This is a genomic window from Halobacteriovorax sp. RT-2-3, from assembly GCF_047085075.1.
In the GTDB taxonomy this organism is placed as follows: Bacteria; Bdellovibrionota; Bacteriovoracia; order Bacteriovoracales; family Bacteriovoracaceae; genus Halobacteriovorax_A.
Map to the genome: position 1 here is coordinate 103,049 of NZ_JBKIYF010000002.1, position 19,968 is coordinate 123,016.

Annotated in this window: 24 protein-coding genes and 1 tRNA gene; 13 read left to right on the top strand and 12 right to left on the bottom strand. The window is 36.8% G+C overall.

Annotated elements, in window-relative coordinates:
- From ACMAYX_RS06295 to ACMAYX_RS06305, 3 genes are all read left to right on the top strand, one after another.
- On the top strand, nucleotides 1–1,218 hold the full coding sequence (locus ACMAYX_RS06295; protein WP_103218025.1) for a class I SAM-dependent rRNA methyltransferase: 1,218 nt from the start codon (nucleotides 1–3) through the stop codon (nucleotides 1,216–1,218).
- A 12-nt stretch (nucleotides 1,219–1,230) separates the two neighbouring features.
- Nucleotides 1,231–1,677, top strand: a complete 447-nt coding sequence (locus tag ACMAYX_RS06300; protein WP_103218026.1) for a DMT family transporter — start codon at nucleotides 1,231–1,233, stop codon at nucleotides 1,675–1,677.
- A gap of 77 nt (nucleotides 1,678–1,754) precedes the next feature.
- Nucleotides 1,755–2,474, top strand: coding sequence for a 1-acylglycerol-3-phosphate O-acyltransferase (locus tag ACMAYX_RS06305; protein WP_103218027.1), 720 nt, complete (start codon nucleotides 1,755–1,757; stop codon nucleotides 2,472–2,474).
- A gap of 12 nt (nucleotides 2,475–2,486) precedes the next feature.
- Here the strand turns inward: ACMAYX_RS06305 and ACMAYX_RS06310 are convergent, their stop codons facing one another.
- The 6 genes from ACMAYX_RS06310 to ACMAYX_RS06335 form a co-directional block, all read right to left on the bottom strand.
- Nucleotides 2,487–3,008, bottom strand: a complete 522-nt coding sequence (locus tag ACMAYX_RS06310; protein WP_103218028.1) for a hypothetical protein — start codon at nucleotides 3,006–3,008, stop codon at nucleotides 2,487–2,489.
- Nucleotides 3,009–3,276: 268 nt separating this feature from the next.
- Nucleotides 3,277–3,795: a 4Fe-4S binding protein gene (locus ACMAYX_RS06315; RefSeq protein WP_103218029.1), complete on the bottom strand. Its 519-nt coding sequence runs from the start codon at nucleotides 3,793–3,795 to the stop codon at nucleotides 3,277–3,279.
- The gene (locus ACMAYX_RS06320) at nucleotides 3,792–4,937 is read right to left on the bottom strand and encodes an NADH-quinone oxidoreductase subunit D (RefSeq protein WP_103218030.1); all 1,146 of its coding nucleotides are present in this window, start codon (nucleotides 4,935–4,937) and stop codon (nucleotides 3,792–3,794) included. Before ACMAYX_RS06320 ends, ACMAYX_RS06315 begins: the two co-directional genes overlap by 4 nt.
- A gap of 21 nt (nucleotides 4,938–4,958) precedes the next feature.
- Nucleotides 4,959–5,594: an NADH-quinone oxidoreductase subunit C gene (locus ACMAYX_RS06325; RefSeq protein ID WP_412471901.1), complete on the bottom strand. Its 636-nt coding sequence runs from the start codon at nucleotides 5,592–5,594 to the stop codon at nucleotides 4,959–4,961.
- Complete coding sequence (locus ACMAYX_RS06330) at nucleotides 5,587–6,069, bottom strand: NADH-quinone oxidoreductase subunit B (protein ID WP_103218032.1); 483 nt, start codon at nucleotides 6,067–6,069, stop codon at nucleotides 5,587–5,589. The genes ACMAYX_RS06325 and ACMAYX_RS06330 overlap by 8 nt, the downstream gene beginning before the upstream one ends.
- Before the next feature lie 162 nt (nucleotides 6,070–6,231).
- The gene (locus tag ACMAYX_RS06335) at nucleotides 6,232–7,188 is read right to left on the bottom strand and encodes a hypothetical protein (RefSeq protein WP_146037853.1); all 957 of its coding nucleotides are present in this window, start codon (nucleotides 7,186–7,188) and stop codon (nucleotides 6,232–6,234) included.
- A gap of 168 nt (nucleotides 7,189–7,356) precedes the next feature.
- Between ACMAYX_RS06335 and ACMAYX_RS06340 the strand changes: the two genes are divergently transcribed.
- Nucleotides 7,357–7,932, top strand: a complete 576-nt coding sequence (locus tag ACMAYX_RS06340; RefSeq protein WP_412471900.1) for a superoxide dismutase — start codon at nucleotides 7,357–7,359, stop codon at nucleotides 7,930–7,932.
- 24 nt (nucleotides 7,933–7,956) lie between these two features.
- Here ACMAYX_RS06340 and ACMAYX_RS06345 read toward each other — a convergent pair whose 3' ends face one another.
- Nucleotides 7,957–8,211 (bottom strand): hypothetical protein, encoded by a 255-nt coding sequence (locus tag ACMAYX_RS06345; protein WP_103218035.1) that lies wholly within the window; start codon nucleotides 8,209–8,211, stop codon nucleotides 7,957–7,959.
- A 104-nt stretch (nucleotides 8,212–8,315) separates the two neighbouring features.
- On the opposite strand from ACMAYX_RS06345, the gene ACMAYX_RS06350 reads away from it, so the two are divergent.
- Complete coding sequence (locus tag ACMAYX_RS06350) at nucleotides 8,316–8,708, top strand: hypothetical protein (RefSeq protein WP_103218036.1); 393 nt, start codon at nucleotides 8,316–8,318, stop codon at nucleotides 8,706–8,708.
- Here ACMAYX_RS06350 and ACMAYX_RS06355 read toward each other — a convergent pair.
- The 4 genes from ACMAYX_RS06355 to ACMAYX_RS06370 are packed head-to-tail and all read right to left on the bottom strand — an operon-like array spanning nucleotide 8,698 to nucleotide 12,650.
- Nucleotides 8,698–9,198, bottom strand: coding sequence for a hypothetical protein (locus tag ACMAYX_RS06355; protein WP_146037854.1), 501 nt, complete (start codon nucleotides 9,196–9,198; stop codon nucleotides 8,698–8,700). The two genes, ACMAYX_RS06350 and ACMAYX_RS06355, sit on opposite strands and share 11 nt — an antisense overlap.
- 17 nt (nucleotides 9,199–9,215) lie before the next feature.
- Entirely contained in the window at nucleotides 9,216–9,818 is a 603-nt protein-coding gene (gene pdxH, locus ACMAYX_RS06360) for a pyridoxamine 5'-phosphate oxidase (protein ID WP_103218038.1), read from the bottom strand.
- A 3-nt stretch (nucleotides 9,819–9,821) separates the two neighbouring features.
- Nucleotides 9,822–11,714, bottom strand: a complete 1,893-nt coding sequence (locus ACMAYX_RS06365; RefSeq protein WP_392992493.1) for a hypothetical protein — start codon at nucleotides 11,712–11,714, stop codon at nucleotides 9,822–9,824.
- 42 nt (nucleotides 11,715–11,756) lie between these two features.
- Nucleotides 11,757–12,650 carry a LysR family transcriptional regulator gene (locus ACMAYX_RS06370; RefSeq protein ID WP_392992495.1) on the bottom strand — a complete coding sequence of 298 codons (894 nt, stop codon included), beginning with the start codon at nucleotides 12,648–12,650 and terminating at the stop codon, nucleotides 11,757–11,759.
- Between the two features lie 100 nt (nucleotides 12,651–12,750).
- Between ACMAYX_RS06370 and ACMAYX_RS06375 the strand changes: the two genes are divergently transcribed.
- From ACMAYX_RS06375 to ACMAYX_RS06390, 4 genes are all read left to right on the top strand, one after another.
- On the top strand, nucleotides 12,751–13,308 hold the full coding sequence (locus ACMAYX_RS06375; RefSeq protein ID WP_158246870.1) for a pentapeptide repeat-containing protein: 558 nt from the start codon (nucleotides 12,751–12,753) through the stop codon (nucleotides 13,306–13,308).
- Between the two features lie 186 nt (nucleotides 13,309–13,494).
- Nucleotides 13,495–15,798, top strand: coding sequence for an efflux RND transporter permease subunit (locus ACMAYX_RS06380; protein ID WP_412471899.1), 2,304 nt, complete (start codon nucleotides 13,495–13,497; stop codon nucleotides 15,796–15,798).
- A gap of 83 nt (nucleotides 15,799–15,881) precedes the next feature.
- Entirely contained in the window at nucleotides 15,882–16,865 is a 984-nt protein-coding gene (gene lipA, locus ACMAYX_RS06385; RefSeq protein ID WP_103218043.1) for a lipoyl synthase, read from the top strand.
- Nucleotides 16,855–17,592, top strand: a complete 738-nt coding sequence (locus tag ACMAYX_RS06390; protein WP_103218044.1) for a lipoyl protein ligase domain-containing protein — start codon at nucleotides 16,855–16,857, stop codon at nucleotides 17,590–17,592. Before lipA ends, ACMAYX_RS06390 begins: the two co-directional genes overlap by 11 nt.
- A 29-nt stretch (nucleotides 17,593–17,621) precedes the next feature.
- Here ACMAYX_RS06390 and ACMAYX_RS06395 read toward each other — a convergent pair whose 3' ends face one another.
- The gene (locus tag ACMAYX_RS06395) at nucleotides 17,622–18,152 is read right to left on the bottom strand and encodes a hypothetical protein (RefSeq protein WP_103218045.1); all 531 of its coding nucleotides are present in this window, start codon (nucleotides 18,150–18,152) and stop codon (nucleotides 17,622–17,624) included.
- Nucleotides 18,153–18,295: 143 nt separating this feature from the next.
- On the opposite strand from ACMAYX_RS06395, the gene ACMAYX_RS06400 reads away from it, so the two are divergent.
- The 4 genes from ACMAYX_RS06400 to ACMAYX_RS06415 all read left to right on the top strand — a co-directional run bounded on the left by ACMAYX_RS06400 (nucleotide 18,296) and on the right by ACMAYX_RS06415 (nucleotide 19,751).
- Nucleotides 18,296–18,877: an RNA polymerase sigma factor gene (locus ACMAYX_RS06400; RefSeq protein WP_158246871.1), complete on the top strand. Its 582-nt coding sequence runs from the start codon at nucleotides 18,296–18,298 to the stop codon at nucleotides 18,875–18,877.
- A complete protein-coding gene (locus ACMAYX_RS06405) occupies nucleotides 18,874–19,233 on the top strand; it encodes a hypothetical protein (RefSeq protein WP_103218047.1) in 360 nt (119 codons plus the stop codon). The genes ACMAYX_RS06400 and ACMAYX_RS06405 overlap by 4 nt, the downstream gene beginning before the upstream one ends.
- A gap of 17 nt (nucleotides 19,234–19,250) precedes the next feature.
- On the top strand, nucleotides 19,251–19,634 hold the full coding sequence (locus ACMAYX_RS06410; protein ID WP_412471898.1) for a DUF2237 family protein: 384 nt from the start codon (nucleotides 19,251–19,253) through the stop codon (nucleotides 19,632–19,634).
- Nucleotides 19,635–19,674: 40 nt separating this feature from the next.
- A tRNA-Arg gene (locus tag ACMAYX_RS06415) sits at nucleotides 19,675–19,751 on the top strand.
- The last annotated feature ends 217 nt before the right edge of the window (nucleotides 19,752–19,968 follow it).

Sequence of the window (19,968 nt, forward strand, 5' to 3'; positions counted from 1 at the left end):
ATGAACAAGAAAACCGCAGGTCGTCCACGCATTCGTACACCTAGGGTAGAACTACACCCTGCCAGTATCAAATATCTCTTCAAAGGTCATCCTTGGATTACTAAAGATAAGTACTCTCTTAAGTTTCCTAAGGGCTCTCCTTTTATTACGGCAAAGCTTGATGAAGTTAAGAACGACGATGCGAAGTTTGTTGTTATGCTAAATGATCCGACTCACGATAGTGTGCTAGCACGAATCTGGCGTATTGGTGAAGGTTCATCTCACATTGGCCCAAAAGAGTTCTACTTTGAACTTAGAGAGCGCATGCAAGCAAGTTTTGAAGCACGTGGGAATATTGATACTCGTGAAAACTACTACCTTGCTTTTGGCGAGTCTGATTATCTGCCAGGTCTTTTTATTATTCGCTTAAAAGATAGAATTCTTATTCAATTTTATGCAAACTTCTGGAACCACTTTGAAAATGACGTTCTAAAAATAGTTAAAGACTTTTTTCCTAAAGATACTCTTTGGGTTCAAAAAAGAAATCTAAAGCGTAAGAAAGAATTTTATTGCGCGACAAATAAGCAACTAAAAGAAGATAACTTTATCGTTGAAGAATATGGAGTTAAGTATCAAATTAAGCTTAACCAATTCTATGATATTGGAATCTACACAGATATGGCGGCAATTAGGGACCGCGTGAAAGAAGACTTTGAAGGAAAGAGTGTTTTAAATCTATATAGCTACACTGGAGCTTATTCTCTGTTTGGACTGAAACAGGGGGCAACAGATGTAACAAGTGTGGATCTTTCTCAAAAGTATCTTGATTGGCTACAAGAGAACCTTGTTCTTAATGAAATGAGTGAAAATCATGAATCACTTTGTATGCCAACAATCAAGGCACTAGAAAAGTTTAAGGCAGAAGGTCGTAAGTTTGATTTAATTATTTGCGATCCACCAAGTGCATCAAGTGATGGAAAGAAAGTTTCGAAAGCTATTGATGCATATAAAGATATGATTCCTCTATTTGATATGATTCTAAATAAAGGTGGAAAAGCACATATCTTTTTAAATACACATTCAATTACACGCAAGAAATTTGAAAATAAAATTAAAGAGTACATTGGTACCCGCAAGATTAGTATCACTGGATCACTAAAACTTACTGGTGACTGTCCGTCACTTAAAGGCTTTATTGAAGGCGACTACCTTAAAGGACTAACTCTTTTAAAGAAATAAAGGAAAAAATAAATGACAAATAACCTGGCCATAATTGTTCCCCTATTTATTGGTTGTATCGGAATCCTTCAAGGTGCCATAAACCGATTAATGACAAATGATATCGGTCTTACATGGATGGCCCTTCTTGGTAACTTTGTTACTCTAGTTGTTTGTATTGGTTTCTTCTTCTTTGTTAAATATAACCCAGAGTTCTTTCCTGAATTCGTTCGCTTAAAGGACTTCCAATTTAAGTGGTGGTATGTCATTCCTGGGTTCTTCGGCTTCTTATTTGTTGTGGGTCTTCCGCTTGGTATTTATGAAGTTGGTGCCGTAAAAACAACTGTCGGACTAATCGCTGCACAGATGGTGACAAGTGTTCTATGGGATGTATTCGTAGAGAATATCTCTCTTACTGTACCAAAAGGTCTTGGAATCTTAATGGCAATTGGCTCAGTAATTTTAATTACACTATTTTAACAGTTACTCTTAAATAGCGTTAAAAACACTTTAATTTTATAGTCTGACACCTATAAATCCTATGCTATAAAGTAAAAATGCTTTTAATGTATTTTCGTCTATTCATTGCTGGATTATTCTTAGTTATTGGAACACTAATTTGGATTCCAATATGCATGTTTCGTCCTGCAAATCGTGGCAACACATACATGATTGCTAAGTACTACTCGTGGCTAACTCACCTTTTTTTAAATATAAAAATTGAAGCAAGAGTTAAGAAGAGTCACAAGGATATTAGAAATTCTGTTATCATTTCTAATCACCAATCAAATCTCGATATTTTCTTTGTAGGGCCGGCCCTGCCAAAAAGAACAGTCTCTCTTGGGAAGCAGTCTCTTGTCTGGATCCCTATTTTTGGTCAAATGTACTACCTTGCTGGAAATATTCTGATTAATCGAACAAATAGAACTAAGGCCTGGAAGGCCATGGCCGAAGTTGCTCGAACAATTAAAGAAGACAATTGTAATGTCTGGATTATGCCAGAAGGAACTCGCTCAAAAGGACGAGGATTACTGCCATTTAAAAAAGGCCCATTCGTTGTTGCTATCCAAGGCCAACTTCCAATTTACCCTGTTGTATTTTCTGAATATGATAAGTCATTTGATCTTAGAAAACTCAAACCTGGAAAGGTTATCATTGAAGCACTTGAGCCTATTTCGACACAGGGTTTAACAATGGATGATATTGGAGAGCTCATGGACAAGACTCGTGAAATGATGCTTGCCCATATCAATAAATTATCTAAAGAAGTTTCCTAATAAAGTCTTTTATTAGAAGATATTTACTCTTGTCATGTAATCAACTTTTCTAGCATCAGCTCTCCTAAGTGGACCTTGTGTTCCTGGAGCAGTAGTTCTTCTTCCATCATTTATGGCCGCATTACTTGTTGGACACTCCATTCCTAACCCACACATATCCTTCTTATTAAGAAAAAGTGCCGCTTCAATAAAGCTATACTTTTTACCCTTGTAGATTAATTTTAGATCTTCGATTTTACCTGTTTCATTTGGAAGAATAACAAAGTCACCTTTTTCTAGAATATCAAAAAAGAATTCCTTGTACGGTGCATATTCCTTCGTAACTTTGAAAAGAACATCATTATAATCATTTCCGTTTGGATCTTTAGAATAAGCACTTACTGTATCACCATAGACTCTAATCGATCTAATATCTTGATCACCATAGTACTGACTTCTAATCTTTAGATCACCTGAAGTTGCAAAAATTTGCTGGTATGAAAAAGCATTTAAAGTGATAAATAGTGCAATTGTAACTTTAAGAATCATTTTCATTATTCCCTCCAGATACATATATAGTTGCACTTTGTGTGCCAAGAATTTAACGGAATATTAAGTAGTTAGATTGTAAATATCTTAAACAGTGTCTATTGAAGTGACGACACACCGTCCGTCCTGGACATGCGTCTTTCGGTTATATGAAGAAGATTTTTGCGCTGAGGAAACATCAAATAGCTGAAGCTATTTGAGTTTATTGAGAATAATCATTTCAAGCGTCTGCGCATAGAAATAAAAAAGGCTCCATTAGGAGCCTTTTTTATTTCTATTTTACAATGCGTTCACGCCATTTTTTGATATCTGGTGCTAGATAGTCGTACTTCATCTCATCAAGAGTATATTGAGAGAATTCATAGTCTGTCGTGTGAGTTAGACACTCAGTAGGACAAACAGTAGTACAAAGACCACAGTAACAGCAAAGAGCTGTATCGATTGTATATTGAAGAAGATCTAACTTAATTGGTGTTCCACCACTTGTCTTAAGTACTGGAGCATCTTTTTCTCTTCTAACAGCTGTAATGTAAATACAGTCAACTGGACAAGCAGTTGCACACTGGTAACAAGAAATACAGTTTTCAACGTCGTTGAATAGACGTGAACGAGAGTTTGCTGGAAGCTCTTCTCTTACTTCTGGGTATTCAATTGTTACAGGTTTTACACCGTACACATATTTAAAAGTAATACCAAGACCTTTCGTTACAGTAGTAATACCAGTCCAGATATTCTTAAACCATTTTCCTAACGTTAGTTGCTCACCTGCGTGGTAAGTTGTATCAGTGCTCATCGGTCAACCTCTCCTAGAACAATATCAATACTTCCGATTGTAGCAACGAAGTCTGCAATCATCTGACCTTTACCAAGCTCAGGTAGCATTGAAGTGTGTGTAAAACATGAAGACTTAACTTTAACTCTGTAAGGAGTTTTTCCACCATCTGAAACGATGTGGTAACCAAGTTCTCCACGTGGACACTCAGTTTTTGTATAAATCTCACCTTTTGGAAGCTTAATGATTTTTGGAACTTTACCCATAACAGGTCCAGCTTCAATTCCATCAAGAGCTTGACGAAGGATTTTGATTGATTCAAAGATTTCGAATACACGTACATAGTAACGATCCCAACAGTCACCAACAGTTCCCATTTCACCTTTACCAGTAACAACATCAAAATCAAACTTATCGTAGTAACCATATGGCTTCTTCTTACGAAGATCCCACTCAACACCTGAACCACGAAGAACAGCACCAGTTGCACCGTACTCATAAGCCATCTCAGGAGTTACAATACCAACATTAGCAGTTCTGTTACGGAAGATTGCGTTCATACCAACTAGATCGTGGTACTTCTTCATGCTTTCTTCCATCGTTGTACAGAATTGATCGATACGACGAAGTTGATCGTCATTAATATCATTCCAAACACCACCAATCCAAATGTAATTGTATAGTAGTCTGGCACCTGAAAGCTCTTCAAAGATTCTTAGGATTTGCTCTCTATCTTGGAAAGCGTATAAGAATGGAGTGAAGGCTCCAAGGTCGATTGCGTAAGTACCAAAGTACATTAAGTGAGATGCGATTCTTTGAAGTTCCGCAACGATGATTCTGATATACTCTGCTCTTTCAGGAACTTCAGTTCCAAGCATTTTTTCTACACCGTGAACATAACCCCATTCCATTCCCATAGCACCAAGATAGTCCATACGGTCAGTGAAAGGAATAATCCCACGATAGTCTAAGTTCTCGCTGTGCTTTTCCATACAACGGTGTAGGTAACCTAGGTATGGAGTCGCTTCAACAACGATTTCAGAATCTGTTTTAATCTCAACACGTAAAACCCCGTGAGTGGCAGGGTGCTGAGGCCCCATATTTACTGTCAGTAGATCAGTATGTAAGGCTTCTTGTTCTTGTTTTAATGTATTATCTTCCATTAAAAATATCCTTAAAATTAATTATTTAGCTTCTTCCATCTTCTTACTTAGAGCTGCCTCTAAATCAGTAGAAATCTTTCCATCCCATGAACCAGAGATTTTCTTTGGTTCAGCAGCATCAATTCTTGCCTTAGCAAAGAACTCATGATCTGCAATATTCATTTTATGTTCAGGATTTACTTCGAAACCTTGCCAAGCTTTTTGAACTTCGTAGTCTTTACGAAGTGGGAAACCTTCCCAATCTTCAGGACAAAGAATTCTTCTATGATCTGGGTGTCCAACAAATTCAACACCATTCATATCGTACACTTCTCTCTCTAAGAAGTTAGCTGACTTCCAAACATCACAAACAGAATCAATCTTTGGAACATCATCTTTGTTTGCTTTTGGAAGTTTTACTTTAAGTATTACATCATCAGAGTTCGTGATGAACGAAGCTAGCATATAGTTTACTTCGATTTCATTTTCGTAATCAACACCAGATACAACTTGAAGAACGTTGAATTGATATTCTGAGCTATCTCTTAGTGCATAACAAACATCTTTAATCTTTGAAGCATCAATTAAGATTGGCTTATCACCTGCTTCATTTTCAATTAAAGAAGCATTTGCACCACTCACTTTATCATTAATAAAAGTTACTAATTCATTAAGCATGCTTCACCCACTTATCTTTAAGAAGTCTTTCGTTGGCAACTTTCTTTTGAAGTGTCATTAAACCTTCAATTAAGGCTTCAGGTCTTGGAGGACAACCTGGAACGTAAACGTCAACAGGAACGATCTCATCAACACCTTTAAGAACGTGATAACCGTGTTGCCAGTAAGGCCCACCTTTGTTAGCACATGAGCCCATCGAAATAACATATTTCGGCTCGGCCATTTGTTCGTAAAGAGTCTTAATTCTTGGGGCCATTTTAAGTGTTACAGTACCTGCAACAATCATTAAGTCCGCACGTCTTGGTGTCGCCATGAAAGCACCACAACCAAATCTTTCTAAGTCATACTTAGATCCACCAGTTGCCATCATTTCAATAGCACAACAAGCAAGACCAAACGTCATTGGCCATAGAGAGTTCTTTCTTCCCCAGTTAAGGAAGTCATCAAGTTTTAATAAAACAACACTATCTTGCATTGCCAGCAATCCTTTTTATAGATGTATAAAATTATGAAATTCTTAGGTTATAAATTACCAATGCTTAGCTTTGTAGTCAATTAAAGCCGAGGAAAAAAGAGAGTTTTTTGTAAGTGATCATTGGTGCATAGAGACATTATTGAGTTCAGTCGTCAATAAAATTTAGTCTAAATATGAACGACAACGAGCATTAAATTTCGACTCTACTTGGCCAACTTTCTTATTAGCACTCGCTATTGAACGGGTTTGGCTCTCCCTAAGGTAGGTCATACGCTTGAGATCATTTTGACAGACCTTAGTCATAATGGTCCCATACTCCTCAATAACTGCTACTGGGTATGGCTTTGACCAAGCCGAAGATATTAGGCTTGAATCCTCACGAGAACTAAACTGGATAATCTCATCAGAGATGCCTAGTTTACTTGCCTCATGCTTAAATTGATCATAATGAACGCCTAATTTATAAAATTCCTTTATGGCAAGATCCCTTGAAAACTCCTCTCCATCTAAAATATTTAGGCACTGTGGAGAAATTGCCTTAAGGCCATAGATTTCACGTCCAACACGGCACTCGACCATAAAAGCATCCACTTCCCCGCCTTTGCCTTGAATAGTATCGCTAAGAAAGGAAGAAACTGAGAATTCACTTAAATAAGGGTTGAAAGGTTTTTTATAAATATAGTGAGTGAGCTCATGGATAAGGTCTAAAACGGCATTTTTAGTTGAATGTGACTTATCAATATAAACAGTTGATCTTGTTTCAAAACGCACGCTCTCAGGAGAGCTTGGATTAAATTTTCGAACAAGGGTTGTGTCGGTTACCGATACATCTCCACTATCAATTACCTCTTCTAGGCGCTTACGATCCTTGGCAGCTCTTAAACGGGCCTTGTCAATGAGCTGAATTCCTAGCTTTGAAGTTGAGACAATTTCGATAAGCTGCTCGATACTGCCTTCTTGAGTGGAAGAAAGCTTTCTCCAATTTCCACTATACTTATTAGTAGCCGAGCGAATTACTCCACCACGTTCTGCCCAACTACTTGCCGCAACGCTAGAACAAACAAGAAAACTCGTTAAGATTGAAAAAAATAATGTAGGTAGACGGCCAGGCAAATGCATTACCTTAAAATCGACATCTAAGTTAAATTCTTGAGTAAAATTTGAGGAGAATTTCCAAAGGGCAAAAATAATTTCTATAACTTATTGCGTTTTGCACTTAAAGAACAAACGCATTAGAATGGAGCTGTTCAAAAAACATTTTAAGAATCTAGAATTAAGGAGAAAAGAATGGAACATAAACTTCCAGAACTACCATGGGCAAAAGACGCTCTAGCACCTCATATCTCAGCTGAAACAATTGAGTACCACTACGGAAAGCACCACAATGCTTACGTAACTAAGCTTAACGCAGCTATTCCAGGAACTGAATTTGAAAACATGACTCTAGAAGAGATCATAATGAAATCAAGTGGTGGATTATTTAACAATGCTGCTCAAGTATGGAACCACACTTTTTACTGGAACTGTCTTGCTCCAAACGCAGGTGGTGCGGCAACTGGTGCAGTAGCTGACGCTATCAACGCAAAATGGGGTTCATTTGATAAATTCAAAGAAGAATTCTCAAATGCAGCTGCAACTAACTTTGCTTCAGGTTGGACTTGGCTAGTAAAGAGCAAGGGTGGAGAACTAGAAATCGTTAATACTGACGATGCTGAAACTCCAATGACAGATGGTCACACAGCACTAATGACAATCGACGTATGGGAACATGCTTACTATGTTGATTACAGAAATGCTCGTCCAGATTACATCAACGCATTCTGGAACCTTGTTAATTGGGATTTCGTAAACTCAAATCTTTAATTATTTAATTAAATGAAAGGCCTCTTATGAGGCCTTTTTTTCTTCTTCAATATAACTTAAAACTTTCACTTCAAAGCCAAATTGATTTTCTCTCCTCAAAAGTCTGAAGCGAGATTTATCCTTAGTTGGATGCAGATGCTTAATCTGGCCTAGAGTTTCTTGTAGTAATTTTGCCGACTCAATTGAGTGGCACTCAATTTTATATTGGTCACCTTTCCTCTGTTCAACAGGCAGAAGGTAGAACTCATCTTCAAATAAATTTACATCAATCAAAAACATTCTCTTTCCCCAAAGTATAAGTACTTATTATTTCGGATGTTTTCGAAAAATATTAATGATTTTTTTTATTATGTCGATAGGTACATGGAATAATGGAGATATTTATGAAAAAAATTATTTTTGCTAACTTACTTGTTCTAATCGCTTTCACAATCAAAGCTGGTCGTGAATTTAAAGATCAAGATGCAATCCAATTTGAAAAAAATCTAAATGCTCACATTAGTCAGGCGGTAGAGATTGCGAATCTAAAGCAAGAGGTCGCTCGCCATAAAGAAACGATTCAAGAAATCAAAACAGAATATCAAGCAGCACTAGATAATATGCAAACCCTAGTTGCTGCAAATCAACAAGCCAAACAATATATTGGTTCACTTAAAACTGGTAATGACAAACTCGCAACGGCCTTAGATAAGGGTGGGCTTGTAACACCAGAACTTGCAAAGTTTATCACTAGAGAAAGTGGAAGATTGCCAGCAAGCAGCCAATCTAAAAAGTAAGAAAGCTATAAACAACAGAAATATCAAATTGAAAAAGAGAGAAAATTTCTTTTCCAGAATAGAAGTTCATATCAGTACGTACACGCAATTGATTTGAAAGCGGTATATTAAATCCCATTCCTAAAATAACTGAGCTATACGTACGATTAACTAAACCTGTCAGTACTTGCCCATTATAAACAGAAGAGCTTCCCTCCACCATTGTCCAATGTCCTCCCAAGTTCATATCAAGCCATTCTTCAGGAGATAGACGTAACATAAAACCAAATTGGTTTGTGTCCAAATCGATCTTAAAGCCTTGATGATCATTAGAAAGTGTCCCCTTTCTAAAAAAACCTTCAATGGCCAAAGCACCAAATTTCACTCCAACATTGGCAGATGGAAAAATTGCGGTAGCGCCGTTATAGTAATCAGATTCAGAGATAACACCACTTAAGGATGCTCCACCTCCAGCATATAGCTCTGATGCATTCCCATTAGAGACCAACAAGAAGATTGTTAATATAATTATGGATAAAGTCTTAGAGAATGCCACTCATTACCTTTTTTAATAAATTGAAAACGATCATTTAAACGGAACTCTCCGTAAATAAAGAAAGTAATTTCCTGGATATCAACTAGGTACCCACCCCAGTTTTCAGGATAAGGAACTTCATCCTTATAGCGATCTAGACCAGCATTATATTCTTGCTCTAATTTACTTCTGTCTTCAATTGAAGAAGACTGTTTAGAAATGAAGCTGGCCACTTGGCTCTCGAGAGCACGGGAATGAAAATACTTCTTCGAAATTTGCGAATCACACTTAGAGATTGAACCTCTAATTCTGACTTGTTTTCCAAGACGATGCCAATAGAAAGTCATAGCGACTTTTGGATTATTCTCTATCTCGCTGGCCTTAACAGAGTCATAATTTGTGAAAAATAATGGTTTAAAATCTAAGACTTCTTTTAATAAGAGAGTTCTAGCATTTGGAAGCCCGTCACTATCGACAGTTGAAAGTGTAAATGCAGGTCCATTCTCTTCTGTAGCAACAGCTTCTTTAAACCATTTCTCAAAAATCTCAACTGGAGAATCTTTGTACTCACCTATAAATTTTTTGTAATCACTCACAACCTACTCCGTAATAATTTGAAAGTCTCTTTTTGAGTCGTGAAAGTCGCGGTTAATATCTAAAATCTCATAATATATTTTAGGAAACTCATGCTCTCCATACTTAAAATGTACAGGCTGAGTACGGTTACCTAAGATATCCAACTTAAAAAACATTAAGTTTGGCAGATCATCAACAGGAACAAGACTTTGCACAACACGATAAAAATACTTACGAAAATTATTCTTGTCGATGTTATCGATCACCTTTTCCAATTTAATATAGATATTTTCGACATCTGAGTTAAGAATTTTTTGAATTCTCCTAGCAACGTGACGAGTATGCGCCCTTTGCCAAAAGAATATCTTACTTATGATATGGTCACCTTTTCCATTTCTTGAAACAACTCGGTAGCCACGATCTTTTTTGATCTTGTTAACTTCATCAATTATTCGATCAAGAGGTACATCTTTAATATAGTCAAAAATCTCTTTTCTAAGTACAAGACGATACTTAACTTCGGTTGTAATATTAGTCTTGATTGAATCTAATTCCTTGAAGTCCATTTTTAAAAAGATAAATTTAGGAACCAAGGCCTTGATCTTTTTCTTCGTTGATCGCCACTCTCCACTTGTGAAATATCGATCCTTTCTAATGTAGTTAGTTCCGAAATCAACAGAAGTTTCAGTCGCCCTATCTTTTGGAATGAAAGAGAAGTAAGACTCCTCGATCCTATCCTTTCTTTTATGAATAAGGATATTAAACTCTTCACTGTACTTGTAGACTTTGTTTGGAAAGAAATACTCTCCTGCATCAGGGCCATTTATAATAGAAATATTATTCTTATAATAAGTCCAGTCATAATCAACTTCACTAATAAAGATACCAAGCTTAAAACCACGACGCTTGAACTTATACTCATTGAATCCTTGAAAAAGTAATTTTACACCTGTACCAAATGTTGCAATTTCATTTGCTAGGCTAAAGTCAGAGATTAACTTTTCCTCAATATACTTTCGTCCAGTATACTGTCCAATCATCTTATCTGTATCAAGCTTATACTTAGGTTTGATAATACGATCAAATGCTTCTCTAGCATGAGGCAGGCTTAAATCAAAAATGTAGTCTAAAACGTACTGTTCACCTATTCCACGCCCTAAATTGTATTCGACTAATTTCAGTTGGAAATTTTTAGAAACAAAGTCAGGAGCATTTACTTTTTCAACTAGCGCGACAAAGAAATCACTCTTTACTTGAGCACCTGTTTTGGCTTCAGTCGAAGTTCTCGTTACGATTTTGAGGCGAACCTTACTCTCATCCATGCGGTAAATATTGATATTGTAATTACCACTAGTAATAACATTGGCAAATGCACTAGCATCCACAATATCACCATAACCATATGATGCACTCATGCCGAAGTTTAATGTCATCTGAGCAGGAATACTAACGAAGTCACCAATGGCCAATCGTTTTAGAGTACTTTCTGCGTTATATGGTAGTTTATTGATAGAATAAGGAACTGCTAAAATCGCTTTCTTTTGGTCTTCGAAATGGCGAATGAAAGTTACACGATCATTCTTTGAAAATGTTAAATTAATTGGCGTAACAGCATCAATATATGAGCCAGGATTTACATGACGATTGAAACTCCACTCATCAACACGAGCAAACTTTCCTTTTAAGTACGATGGCGTCATTTCATAGCCATACTTAAGGCCGACACCTACACCCTTTATCTTCTTCCAATCAAGAAGCTTTACTGTTGTTGATAAGTTTAGGTTAGCAATTTCCCTAACGATAATATCTTTGATTTTTCCATCTTTAAGAAAACCAATATCCTCGGCCCTTGATTGTAGAGAAAGGGCGATCAATATTGTCATTGCAATGGATTTAATAAGCGAAATTTTATTCATCGATAGATGCTAACGAGTTTTAAACAGCTCGGCAAATAGAAATTAATGCAGATTTAAGTGAGCGGCATCGGCCTCAACCATTAATAAATCTTTTAATTTTCTTGCGAATAGTAAATTTTCATTCTGCTTTTTAATAATGGCAAATGTTGGAAGATGAATGTCATGCTCTGGTCCAAGACAATAGAGTTCTTGGTATATTGATTCATTGCCAATTGCAGCAAGGATGATTTCCCCTCGTTGGGCAAGTGTTAAAAGATAATGGAGGTGCTCACTAAAGAAGGCTTCTTTTAGATAAACTTTTTGATCCTTAAGAATTTGTTTAGCACTAACAATCATTTTCTCATCTGAAGAAAGAAAACCTATTGGTAGTTTTTTTACTAACTTTTCAAATGGAAGATGGTCATATTTCTTGGCTACCGTCTCATTTGCATAGAATTTAAGGTAGTTTTGAGCAACGAGGAAATTCTCGTATAATTCATTTGATAACTTCTTATCACTAATGGCCACATCAACAGTATCATTTTCAAGGTAGTACATAGTTTGTGAGAAGTTCTTAGAACGTTTAGTAATTGTATGGCCAAAATCACTATAGGCTGAATAATAATCCGCTAAAACCGTTGCAATATTTGGAGACTCCAAATGAGATTCAATGGAAAAAGTCACATCATAACCACCATCATCATGTGGCGTTAAGTTATCAACAAGACGCATCCCATTTGAAAAAACACCTTTGGCGTGTGAGAAAACTTCCTCACCTTTTTTAGTTAAAACAATCTCTCTAACTTTTCTTTCGAATAGTTGGACGCCATAATTTTGCTCAAGCTTTTTAATCTGCTCACTCACAGTCGACGAAGCAAGGCCCATTTTCAAAGCGGCTTTCTTTACGGATTTATGCTTCGCAGCTTCATAAAAACAATAGAGATGATTCCAGTTCATGCAAATACAATAGTTCGGAAATTCCGAATTTACAAACAATTGACTTAATATAGCTAAATAAAATCGCTACTATCTTCCTAGTTTTACAAAGAGGATGGAAATGACGACGCAAAACACGATGTTTACAGCAATCAAAAAACAAAATGAAAATCGTATCAATCTTAGGAATGTTGATAACTTACGATTAATCAGTGCCTCTAAGCTTGAGAAGAGTTCGTTTGATAACTCGATGCTAGATAAGATTAGCATCCGTCACTCGGATCTTAACGAAAGTGATCTAAGAAAATGTAATATCAAATACGCCAAGCACAATAATTCAAATTACGAGGGTGTTGACTTCACATGGTCAAACCTTGCAAAGAATCGTTTTAAGAGAATTAACTTAAAAGATGTAAGCTTGGAATGTACAAATTTAGAAGATAGTACATTTGAAGAATGTGATCTTGCGGCAACAAGCATGAGATGGGCAAATCTACGAGGAGTTACTTTTAAAAATTGTAGCCTTAAAGATTGTGACTTTTCTAATGTTGATTTAACGGGAACGATCTTCATTAACTGCAACCTTAAAGGTGCTAAATTTAATATCAATACGAAGATGCCATTCTTGAAAGAGAATGCCATTGAAAAGCTAGGAATGGATTTCATCGGAATCCACTAAAAACTAGTTTTACGCTAACGCTCTAGCACACAATGTTCACTCTCGAACACGTAGAGAGTATCGACAGTATTTTGCTAGAGCGTCTACATCAATCAAGTATTTCTTATAATCTCCCCCCAAAATTCTTAGCTTTTCTTCATAAAACTTAATATAGTAATTAAGCAAACTTCAAAGGAAATTGATTATATGAAACGTGTTCACTCACTTGCAGAAAGAGTCTCAAAGTATATTGTCGATCATACTAAAACTTGTCTTCTAATCTCATTCTTATTCTTCATTGCCATTAGTAGTGGCCTTCCGAAAATTCACGCAAACTACTCTGTAAAGGGTTGGCTAATGGAGCACGATCAACGTCTAATTGATCTTAAGGAGCATGAAGGGATTTTTGGTAGTTCGGATACAATCGATATCATGGTCTATAAGGAAGATGGTCTTTTTGATGAAAATACAATTAAGACGATTCAAGACATCACGAGTGATCTTTGGCAAATTAAGCATATTGTTCGTGTTGAAAGTTTAACAAATCACAACTCAATAGAATCAGAAGATGATGATATTTTTATTACACCATTTTTAGATGAAGAAGTTGAGCTAACTCCAGAAAATTTAAATTTAAAAAAAGAGCATGCCACGAATGATCGCATGCTTGTAAACTCAATTATTTCTAAATCGGGACGCTTTACGTATATTAGGGCCTTTCTTGATACATTTGAAGGTACTCCTCCTTATGATCAAGTAGTTGTTGATACCGAAGCATTGCTTGATAAGTACAATAAGACAGAAGGTGTGAAATTCTATCTCGGTGGAATCTCTTTTATCAACGAGTCACTCCAAAGAGCATCTGATCGAGATATGATGGTTGTCTTTCCAATAGTAGTTGGAGTTCTCTCTCTAATCCTTTTCTTATTCTTTAGAAACCTCTTAGGAATAGTTCTCCCATTCTCATTAGTTGGTCTTGCCATTATCACGACATTTGGAATTGAAGGACATCTTGGTATTGAACTATCAAGTATTATTGCGGCCCTGCCAGCAATCCTAATCGCAATTGGATTAGCTGATTCGATTCATATCTTAATTACCTATAGACACTTCTATATTTTCGATAGAATGAATGAACATGATGCTGCCGTTGCAGCTTTAAAGAAGAACTTTATTCCAACACTGCTCACAACTCTAACGACAGCAATTGGTTTCTTCTCACTAACTTCAACAGATATTAAACCAATCTACAATCTTGGTATCCTATCAGGAATCGGAACTTGTATTGCGTGGTTCTACACTTACTTCTTCCTGGGAGCATTATTAACGAAGGTTCACTTTAAAGTTGGAGATCGAGACGATAAATTCCATGCCTTTGATGGAATCTTCATGTTTGCGGAAAAACATAAGGTTGTAATCAATATTCTAACTCCTATTATCACAATCGCTTCAATTTACTTTGGGATGCAAAACTATATTAACGCTGATCCTATCGAATACTTTGATGAGCATACGCCAGTTAAGCAGGCCTTTAATATGGTTCGTAAAGAATTTGGTGGCTCAAGAATGATTGAACTTGTTTTTGACTCAGAGAAGGCAGAAGGTGTTAAAGACCCTGCATTTTTAAAGAAGTCAGAAGAACTAGTTCAGTGGATGCTTAAAGACGAAAAAATTATTCGTGTTAGTTCAATCCTCGATATTGTAAAACAGATGAATAAAACTCTTCATGGTGACAATGAAGAATTTTATGCAATTCCAGATACACGTCGTGCAGTAGCAGACCAATTATTCTTATACACTTTAGGACTACCGCAAGGACTTGATTTAAAAAACCAGCTATCTCTTGATAATCGCCGCTTTCGAGTCCTTGTTATGTGGGATGTAAATGATTCAACGGCCGCTATTGCAAAAACAGATAAGATCTTAAAGAAAGCTGATGAAATTGGCATTACAATCTATGAAGCCGGTCAATCTCCTATCTACAATCGAGTTAATGACCTTGTTGTGAATACTCTTTTAACATCCATGAGTATTTCACTCCCTATCATTTTCTTAATTATATTATTTGTCTTTAAGGATTTAAAATTGGCGATGCTTTCATTAATTCCAAATGTCTTTCCACTATCAGTGGCCGCTGGAATTATGTACTTTGCAGGTGATGAATTAAATATTGGTAACGTTATCGTCTTTGCCGTGTGTTTAGGTATTGCAGTCGATGATACCATCCACTTCATTTCGAATTATAAGTTGAAAATACTTCAAGGAATGAACGGCCATGATGCGTTAGCATCAACAATGCACCAAACAGGTAAAGCACTAGCGCTTACAACAACAATGTTAACGATTGCCTTCGGACTTTTCTACTTAGGTGATTTTGTTCCAAATCAAAAATTTGGAGTGTACTGCTCGGTGATCCTAACTCTTGCCCTATTGGCCGACTTAGTGATCTTACCTGCTGCATTACTTAGTTTAAAGAGCTCAAAAGTTGAGACTGATACTGCTAAGGTATAGAAAATACGTAGGTCCTCATCATATGTCTTAACTTACGAGCTTAAAATTGCTATAAGCATGGACATATTTTGAGGATTATATAAATGACTGATAACCAAGTAAATCAAATGGATTACGAAGAATCTCGTAAGAAAATTCAAGAAAAGAAAGCACGTCTTAATGTTGGAAAGAAACAAGAAGCGCGTAACCTTGAAAGAAAGCCAGAGTGGTTGAGAAATAAGATCCCAACTGGTGACAACTTCAAAGAAGTCAGAAAAGAATTAAGAGAAAAGCAACTCTTCACAGTTTGTGAAGAAGCAAGTTGCCCAAATATGTCAGAATGTTGGTCTGCAAAGACTGCAACAATGATGATTCTAGGTGGTACTTGTACTCGTGCCTGTAAGTTCTGTCATGTTGATACAGGAAATCCAAAAGGTATTGTCGACTTCAATGAAATCGAAAATGCTGCAAAGATGGTTGAAACAATGTCACTAAAGTACCTTGTTGTGACAAGTGTTGATCGTGACGATCTTCCAGACTTTGGAGCTGGCCACTTTGCAAACGTCGTTAAAAGAATCAATAAAGACTATCCAGAGACACTTGTTGAAGTTCTAATTCCAGACTTCAATGCAGTCGAAGAACATATGCACACTCTTGCTAAGAGTAACCCTTTTGTTATCGCACAAAACGTTGAAACTGTTAGAAGGCTAACTCACGATGTGCGAGATCGTCGCGCCGGCTATGAAAAGACTTTAAACTGCTTAAAGTTCTATAAGGAAAATTATCCACATATCTCGACAAAGACTTCCTTAATGCTAGGACTTGGTGAAACTCATGAAGAAATTCTTGAGACACTCAAAGACCTTAGAGAAGTTGGTTGTGATATCGTAACGTTTGGTCAGTACATGCGCCCAACGATGAGACACTTAAGCGTTGATCGATACTATAGGCCACAGGAGTTTGATCGCTACAAAGAGATTGCCTATGAAATGGGCTTTGAATTTGTTGCTTCAGGACCGATGGTTCGAAGTAGTTACAAGGCAGCGGATTACCTTGATCACCTAAGGGCAAAAGGTCATGACGTTTAACAATTTAATTAATGATCTTGGTATCAAAGATTACTCACTTGAGTCGAAGAACCAAATATATATTTTTCACAAAGATAATTGGGACTATCTAGAAGCGCTAGCTTTCCAAGAAAAGGCCAATGAATATATCTACAATAATCCAGAACAAATGGTTTATATCATTACCTCTCACCCGGAAGTCTTTACAATGGGAAGAGGACTTCAAAGAGATCAAATTGAAGAGCATGGACTTGTTGATTTTGATCAGGCCCTTGTCGGAAAGATCGATGTTCCTGTTGTGGAAATTAAGCGCGGTGGAGGACTAACTTTCCATCATCCGGGACAAGTGATTGTCTACCCTATTGTTCATATTGGTCAACAAAAGCTTAGAACAATTGAGCTTATTAACAAGCTCTTTAAAAGTACGGTAAACGCTATAAATACGAGTGATAACACGATTCATGATCTCGACTTTGATCGCCCTCTCCTAGGACTTTGGCATGGTGAGAAGAAAGTAGCTTCAATGGGCATCCAACTTAAGCGTTTTGTTTCAATGCACGGGATGGCCTTAAATATTTATCCATCAGAGAAGATGAATAAGGCCTTAATGATGACATTCCCTTGTGGCCTTCCTGGTGATATTTATAATACCCTTGTAAATATCTCATCTGATGGTCTTAATACTAGCTACGAAGAATATCGTATGCGCTTTATTAATCAACTCGTAAAAGAAATATATAAGAATTAAAAAAGGGCCATCTATTGGCCCTTTCTTTATTACGATTTCTTACTATAAGATTTAATTTTCTCTTTAAACTTTTTTCTTTCGACCTTCATTTCTTCAAAGAATTCTTTTTTCATACTTCTAATACTATCGCGCTGGTCTTTGTGTCGTAGTTGCTTCATCGACTTTCTAAATTCTTTACTCTTTTCTTTAATTTGTTTTCTAATATTTTTATTTTCTTCTTTTTTACCAAATTGTAACTTCTTCTTTAGAGCATAGATCTCATCTAAGTGCTTTAGCATTAATGCTTCATTATCTTTTAAAAACTTCTCTCTTTTTGAAAATACTTTTTTCTCAAATGCCACTTTCTTCTTATGTTGTTCATCTTGAAACTTAGCAAATTCACTTTCTAATTTCTTAAGATCCCCTTTAGAAAGTTTAGAAAAATCACCATCCATTTCAGTCATCTTTTCATAACGTGCACTTCTATCTTTCTTATGCTTTCGATCTCTTTTCTTTTCACCATCTGCGAGTGTAGAAAAAGCTAATAAAAAAGTTAAAGCTAATATAGTAAGAGTTTTCATCATTTTCTCCTTTTTATCCAGTTAACTGTTATACTGGTGGTAATGGAAAAGGTTTCACTATCCTGTAACTAGTGAATATTATAGCACTTTATTGAAAGTGCGAAACCTTTGTAAGCAATATTCGTATAATAGGTATGCGTATAATGAAGAACTTTATCTGGTCAAATTCGCAATCAAAACTAGGCTCATCTGACCTAATGGAAGTTGTTGCAAAAAATGATGACCACCAAGCTTTTGAGGTCCTCTACCAAAGACTAAGCACAAAACTTTACCAATATGTTTATTATATCCTACTCGATGAGCAAAAGGCCCAAGAGATTGTTCACGATGCTTTCTTCACTTTATATGACAAGAGAAAGATGTATCGAAAAGAATATCAAGTATCGACATGGCTTTGGACGATTGCAAGAAATAAGAGTTATGACTATTTAAAGAAAATAAAAGAATTAAATGTTGCCGATGATAATGTGATTATTGGTATAGAAGATGAGCAAGTATCGACTCTTGAAAAGCTTATTGAAGAGGCCAATTCAGAAATAATAATTGAAGCAATTTCAAACTTACCTCCAACACAAAGAGAGGCCATTACCCTGTGGATGGATGAGTACACTGGAGATGAGATTGCAGAGATTTTAGGAAAGTCGAGACAGGCCGTTAAGAATTTAATAAACAGAGCAAAACTAAAACTTAAAGAGATACTTGAAACACAATTGGAGTCTTTATGAAAGATTCAAATAAAGAAATGAATATGAAAACAAATTTAAGAACAAAAGCTGCAATTAATCCGCCAAAGGAGATGAATGCTGCGTTCAAGACAAAATTTACATCTCATTTGAAAGCTAAGCAAAAGAAGAGGGCCCAGTGGTTATGTGCAGCTCTAGCAAGCATTACGATCTGTCTTGCTGTAGTTGTCACCCTAAGCCTTGAGCAACCGAGCTCCTCGGCCAGCAATGTGAAAGATTACTTGGCCTATATTGAAAGTAACTTTACAAATGATGACCAGGTTTTAGAAAGTATTGATGAACTAAGTGCCATCTCATATAATTACATTGATGTTGACGGCGAATATAGTGATTATTAAAAAACCAAGGAATATCTGTGACAAGTGAAAGCAACGGCCATTTAAATGTATTAGGTACTCCCCTACAGATGTGTGGGTGTACACCAATGACTGGATTTTGGCGTGACGGTTTTTGTCGTACAGATATTGATGATCGAGGTATGCACACTATTTGCTGTATCGTTACAGAAGAGTTTCTTGAGTTCTCAAAAGCCGATGGAAATGATCTATCAACTCCTATGCCGCAATTTCAATTTGCAGGTCTAAAACCAGGTGATCGCTGGTGCTTATGTGCAGGAAGATGGCTTAGCGCATACAAAGCAGGAAAGGCCTGTCCAATTATACTTGAAGCGTGCCATGAAGAAACCCTGGCCGTGATTCCAATGCAATTTCTAACAGAGATGGCCTATAACAAAGCTTAAGCTTTACTGGCCTAAAGATAGCGAATACAATAGAGCGAATGCGGCCGTAGTTCAGTTGGATAGAACGTCAGACTTCGGATCTGAATGTCGGGGGTTCGAGTCCTCCCGGCCGCGCCACCTAGTTCCCTTTTTCAATCATAATACTTTTAATCTAAGAAAGTTCTCTTTTGAATGAGGAGGATGAGAAGCGAGGGAGCGCGCGATAGCGAAGAGCGAGCTGGATGCGAGCGGAAGCGACCGAGTCGGGCCGAACAAGGAGGCATGGATGCCGACGCAGAGAAGCCGAGTCCTCCCGGCCGCGCCACATCGTGCGGCAAAAGTGCCCCAAAGGGCA

Bases quoted from the DNA above. Each gene is read 5' to 3' on its own strand.
- ACMAYX_RS06295 (WP_103218025.1), top strand. From the start codon at position 1: ATGAACAAGAAAACCGCAGGTCGTCCACGCATTCGTACACCTAGGGTA.
- ACMAYX_RS06300 (WP_103218026.1), top strand. From the start codon at position 1,231: ATGACAAATAACCTGGCCATAATTGTTCCCCTATTTATTGGTTGTATC.
- ACMAYX_RS06305 (WP_103218027.1), top strand. From the start codon at position 1,755: ATGCTTTTAATGTATTTTCGTCTATTCATTGCTGGATTATTCTTAGTT.
- ACMAYX_RS06310 (WP_103218028.1), bottom strand. From the start codon at position 3,008: ATGAAAATGATTCTTAAAGTTACAATTGCACTATTTATCACTTTAAAT.
- ACMAYX_RS06315 (WP_103218029.1), bottom strand. From the start codon at position 3,795: ATGAGCACTGATACAACTTACCACGCAGGTGAGCAACTAACGTTAGGA.
- ACMAYX_RS06320 (WP_103218030.1), bottom strand. From the start codon at position 4,937: ATGGAAGATAATACATTAAAACAAGAACAAGAAGCCTTACATACTGAT.
- ACMAYX_RS06325 (WP_412471901.1), bottom strand. From the start codon at position 5,594: ATGCTTAATGAATTAGTAACTTTTATTAATGATAAAGTGAGTGGTGCA.
- ACMAYX_RS06330 (WP_103218032.1), bottom strand. From the start codon at position 6,069: ATGCAAGATAGTGTTGTTTTATTAAAACTTGATGACTTCCTTAACTGG.
- ACMAYX_RS06335 (WP_146037853.1), bottom strand. From the start codon at position 7,188: ATGCATTTGCCTGGCCGTCTACCTACATTATTTTTTTCAATCTTAACG.
- ACMAYX_RS06340 (WP_412471900.1), top strand. From the start codon at position 7,357: ATGGAACATAAACTTCCAGAACTACCATGGGCAAAAGACGCTCTAGCA.
- ACMAYX_RS06345 (WP_103218035.1), bottom strand. From the start codon at position 8,211: ATGTTTTTGATTGATGTAAATTTATTTGAAGATGAGTTCTACCTTCTG.
- ACMAYX_RS06350 (WP_103218036.1), top strand. From the start codon at position 8,316: ATGAAAAAAATTATTTTTGCTAACTTACTTGTTCTAATCGCTTTCACA.
- ACMAYX_RS06365 (WP_392992493.1), bottom strand. From the start codon at position 11,714: ATGAATAAAATTTCGCTTATTAAATCCATTGCAATGACAATATTGATC.
- ACMAYX_RS06370 (WP_392992495.1), bottom strand. From the start codon at position 12,650: ATGAACTGGAATCATCTCTATTGTTTTTATGAAGCTGCGAAGCATAAA.
- ACMAYX_RS06375 (WP_158246870.1), top strand. From the start codon at position 12,751: ATGACGACGCAAAACACGATGTTTACAGCAATCAAAAAACAAAATGAA.
- ACMAYX_RS06380 (WP_412471899.1), top strand. From the start codon at position 13,495: ATGAAACGTGTTCACTCACTTGCAGAAAGAGTCTCAAAGTATATTGTC.
- lipA (WP_103218043.1), top strand. From the start codon at position 15,882: ATGACTGATAACCAAGTAAATCAAATGGATTACGAAGAATCTCGTAAG.
- ACMAYX_RS06390 (WP_103218044.1), top strand. From the start codon at position 16,855: ATGACGTTTAACAATTTAATTAATGATCTTGGTATCAAAGATTACTCA.
- ACMAYX_RS06395 (WP_103218045.1), bottom strand. From the start codon at position 18,152: ATGAAAACTCTTACTATATTAGCTTTAACTTTTTTATTAGCTTTTTCT.
- ACMAYX_RS06400 (WP_158246871.1), top strand. From the start codon at position 18,296: ATGAAGAACTTTATCTGGTCAAATTCGCAATCAAAACTAGGCTCATCT.
- ACMAYX_RS06405 (WP_103218047.1), top strand. From the start codon at position 18,874: ATGAAAGATTCAAATAAAGAAATGAATATGAAAACAAATTTAAGAACA.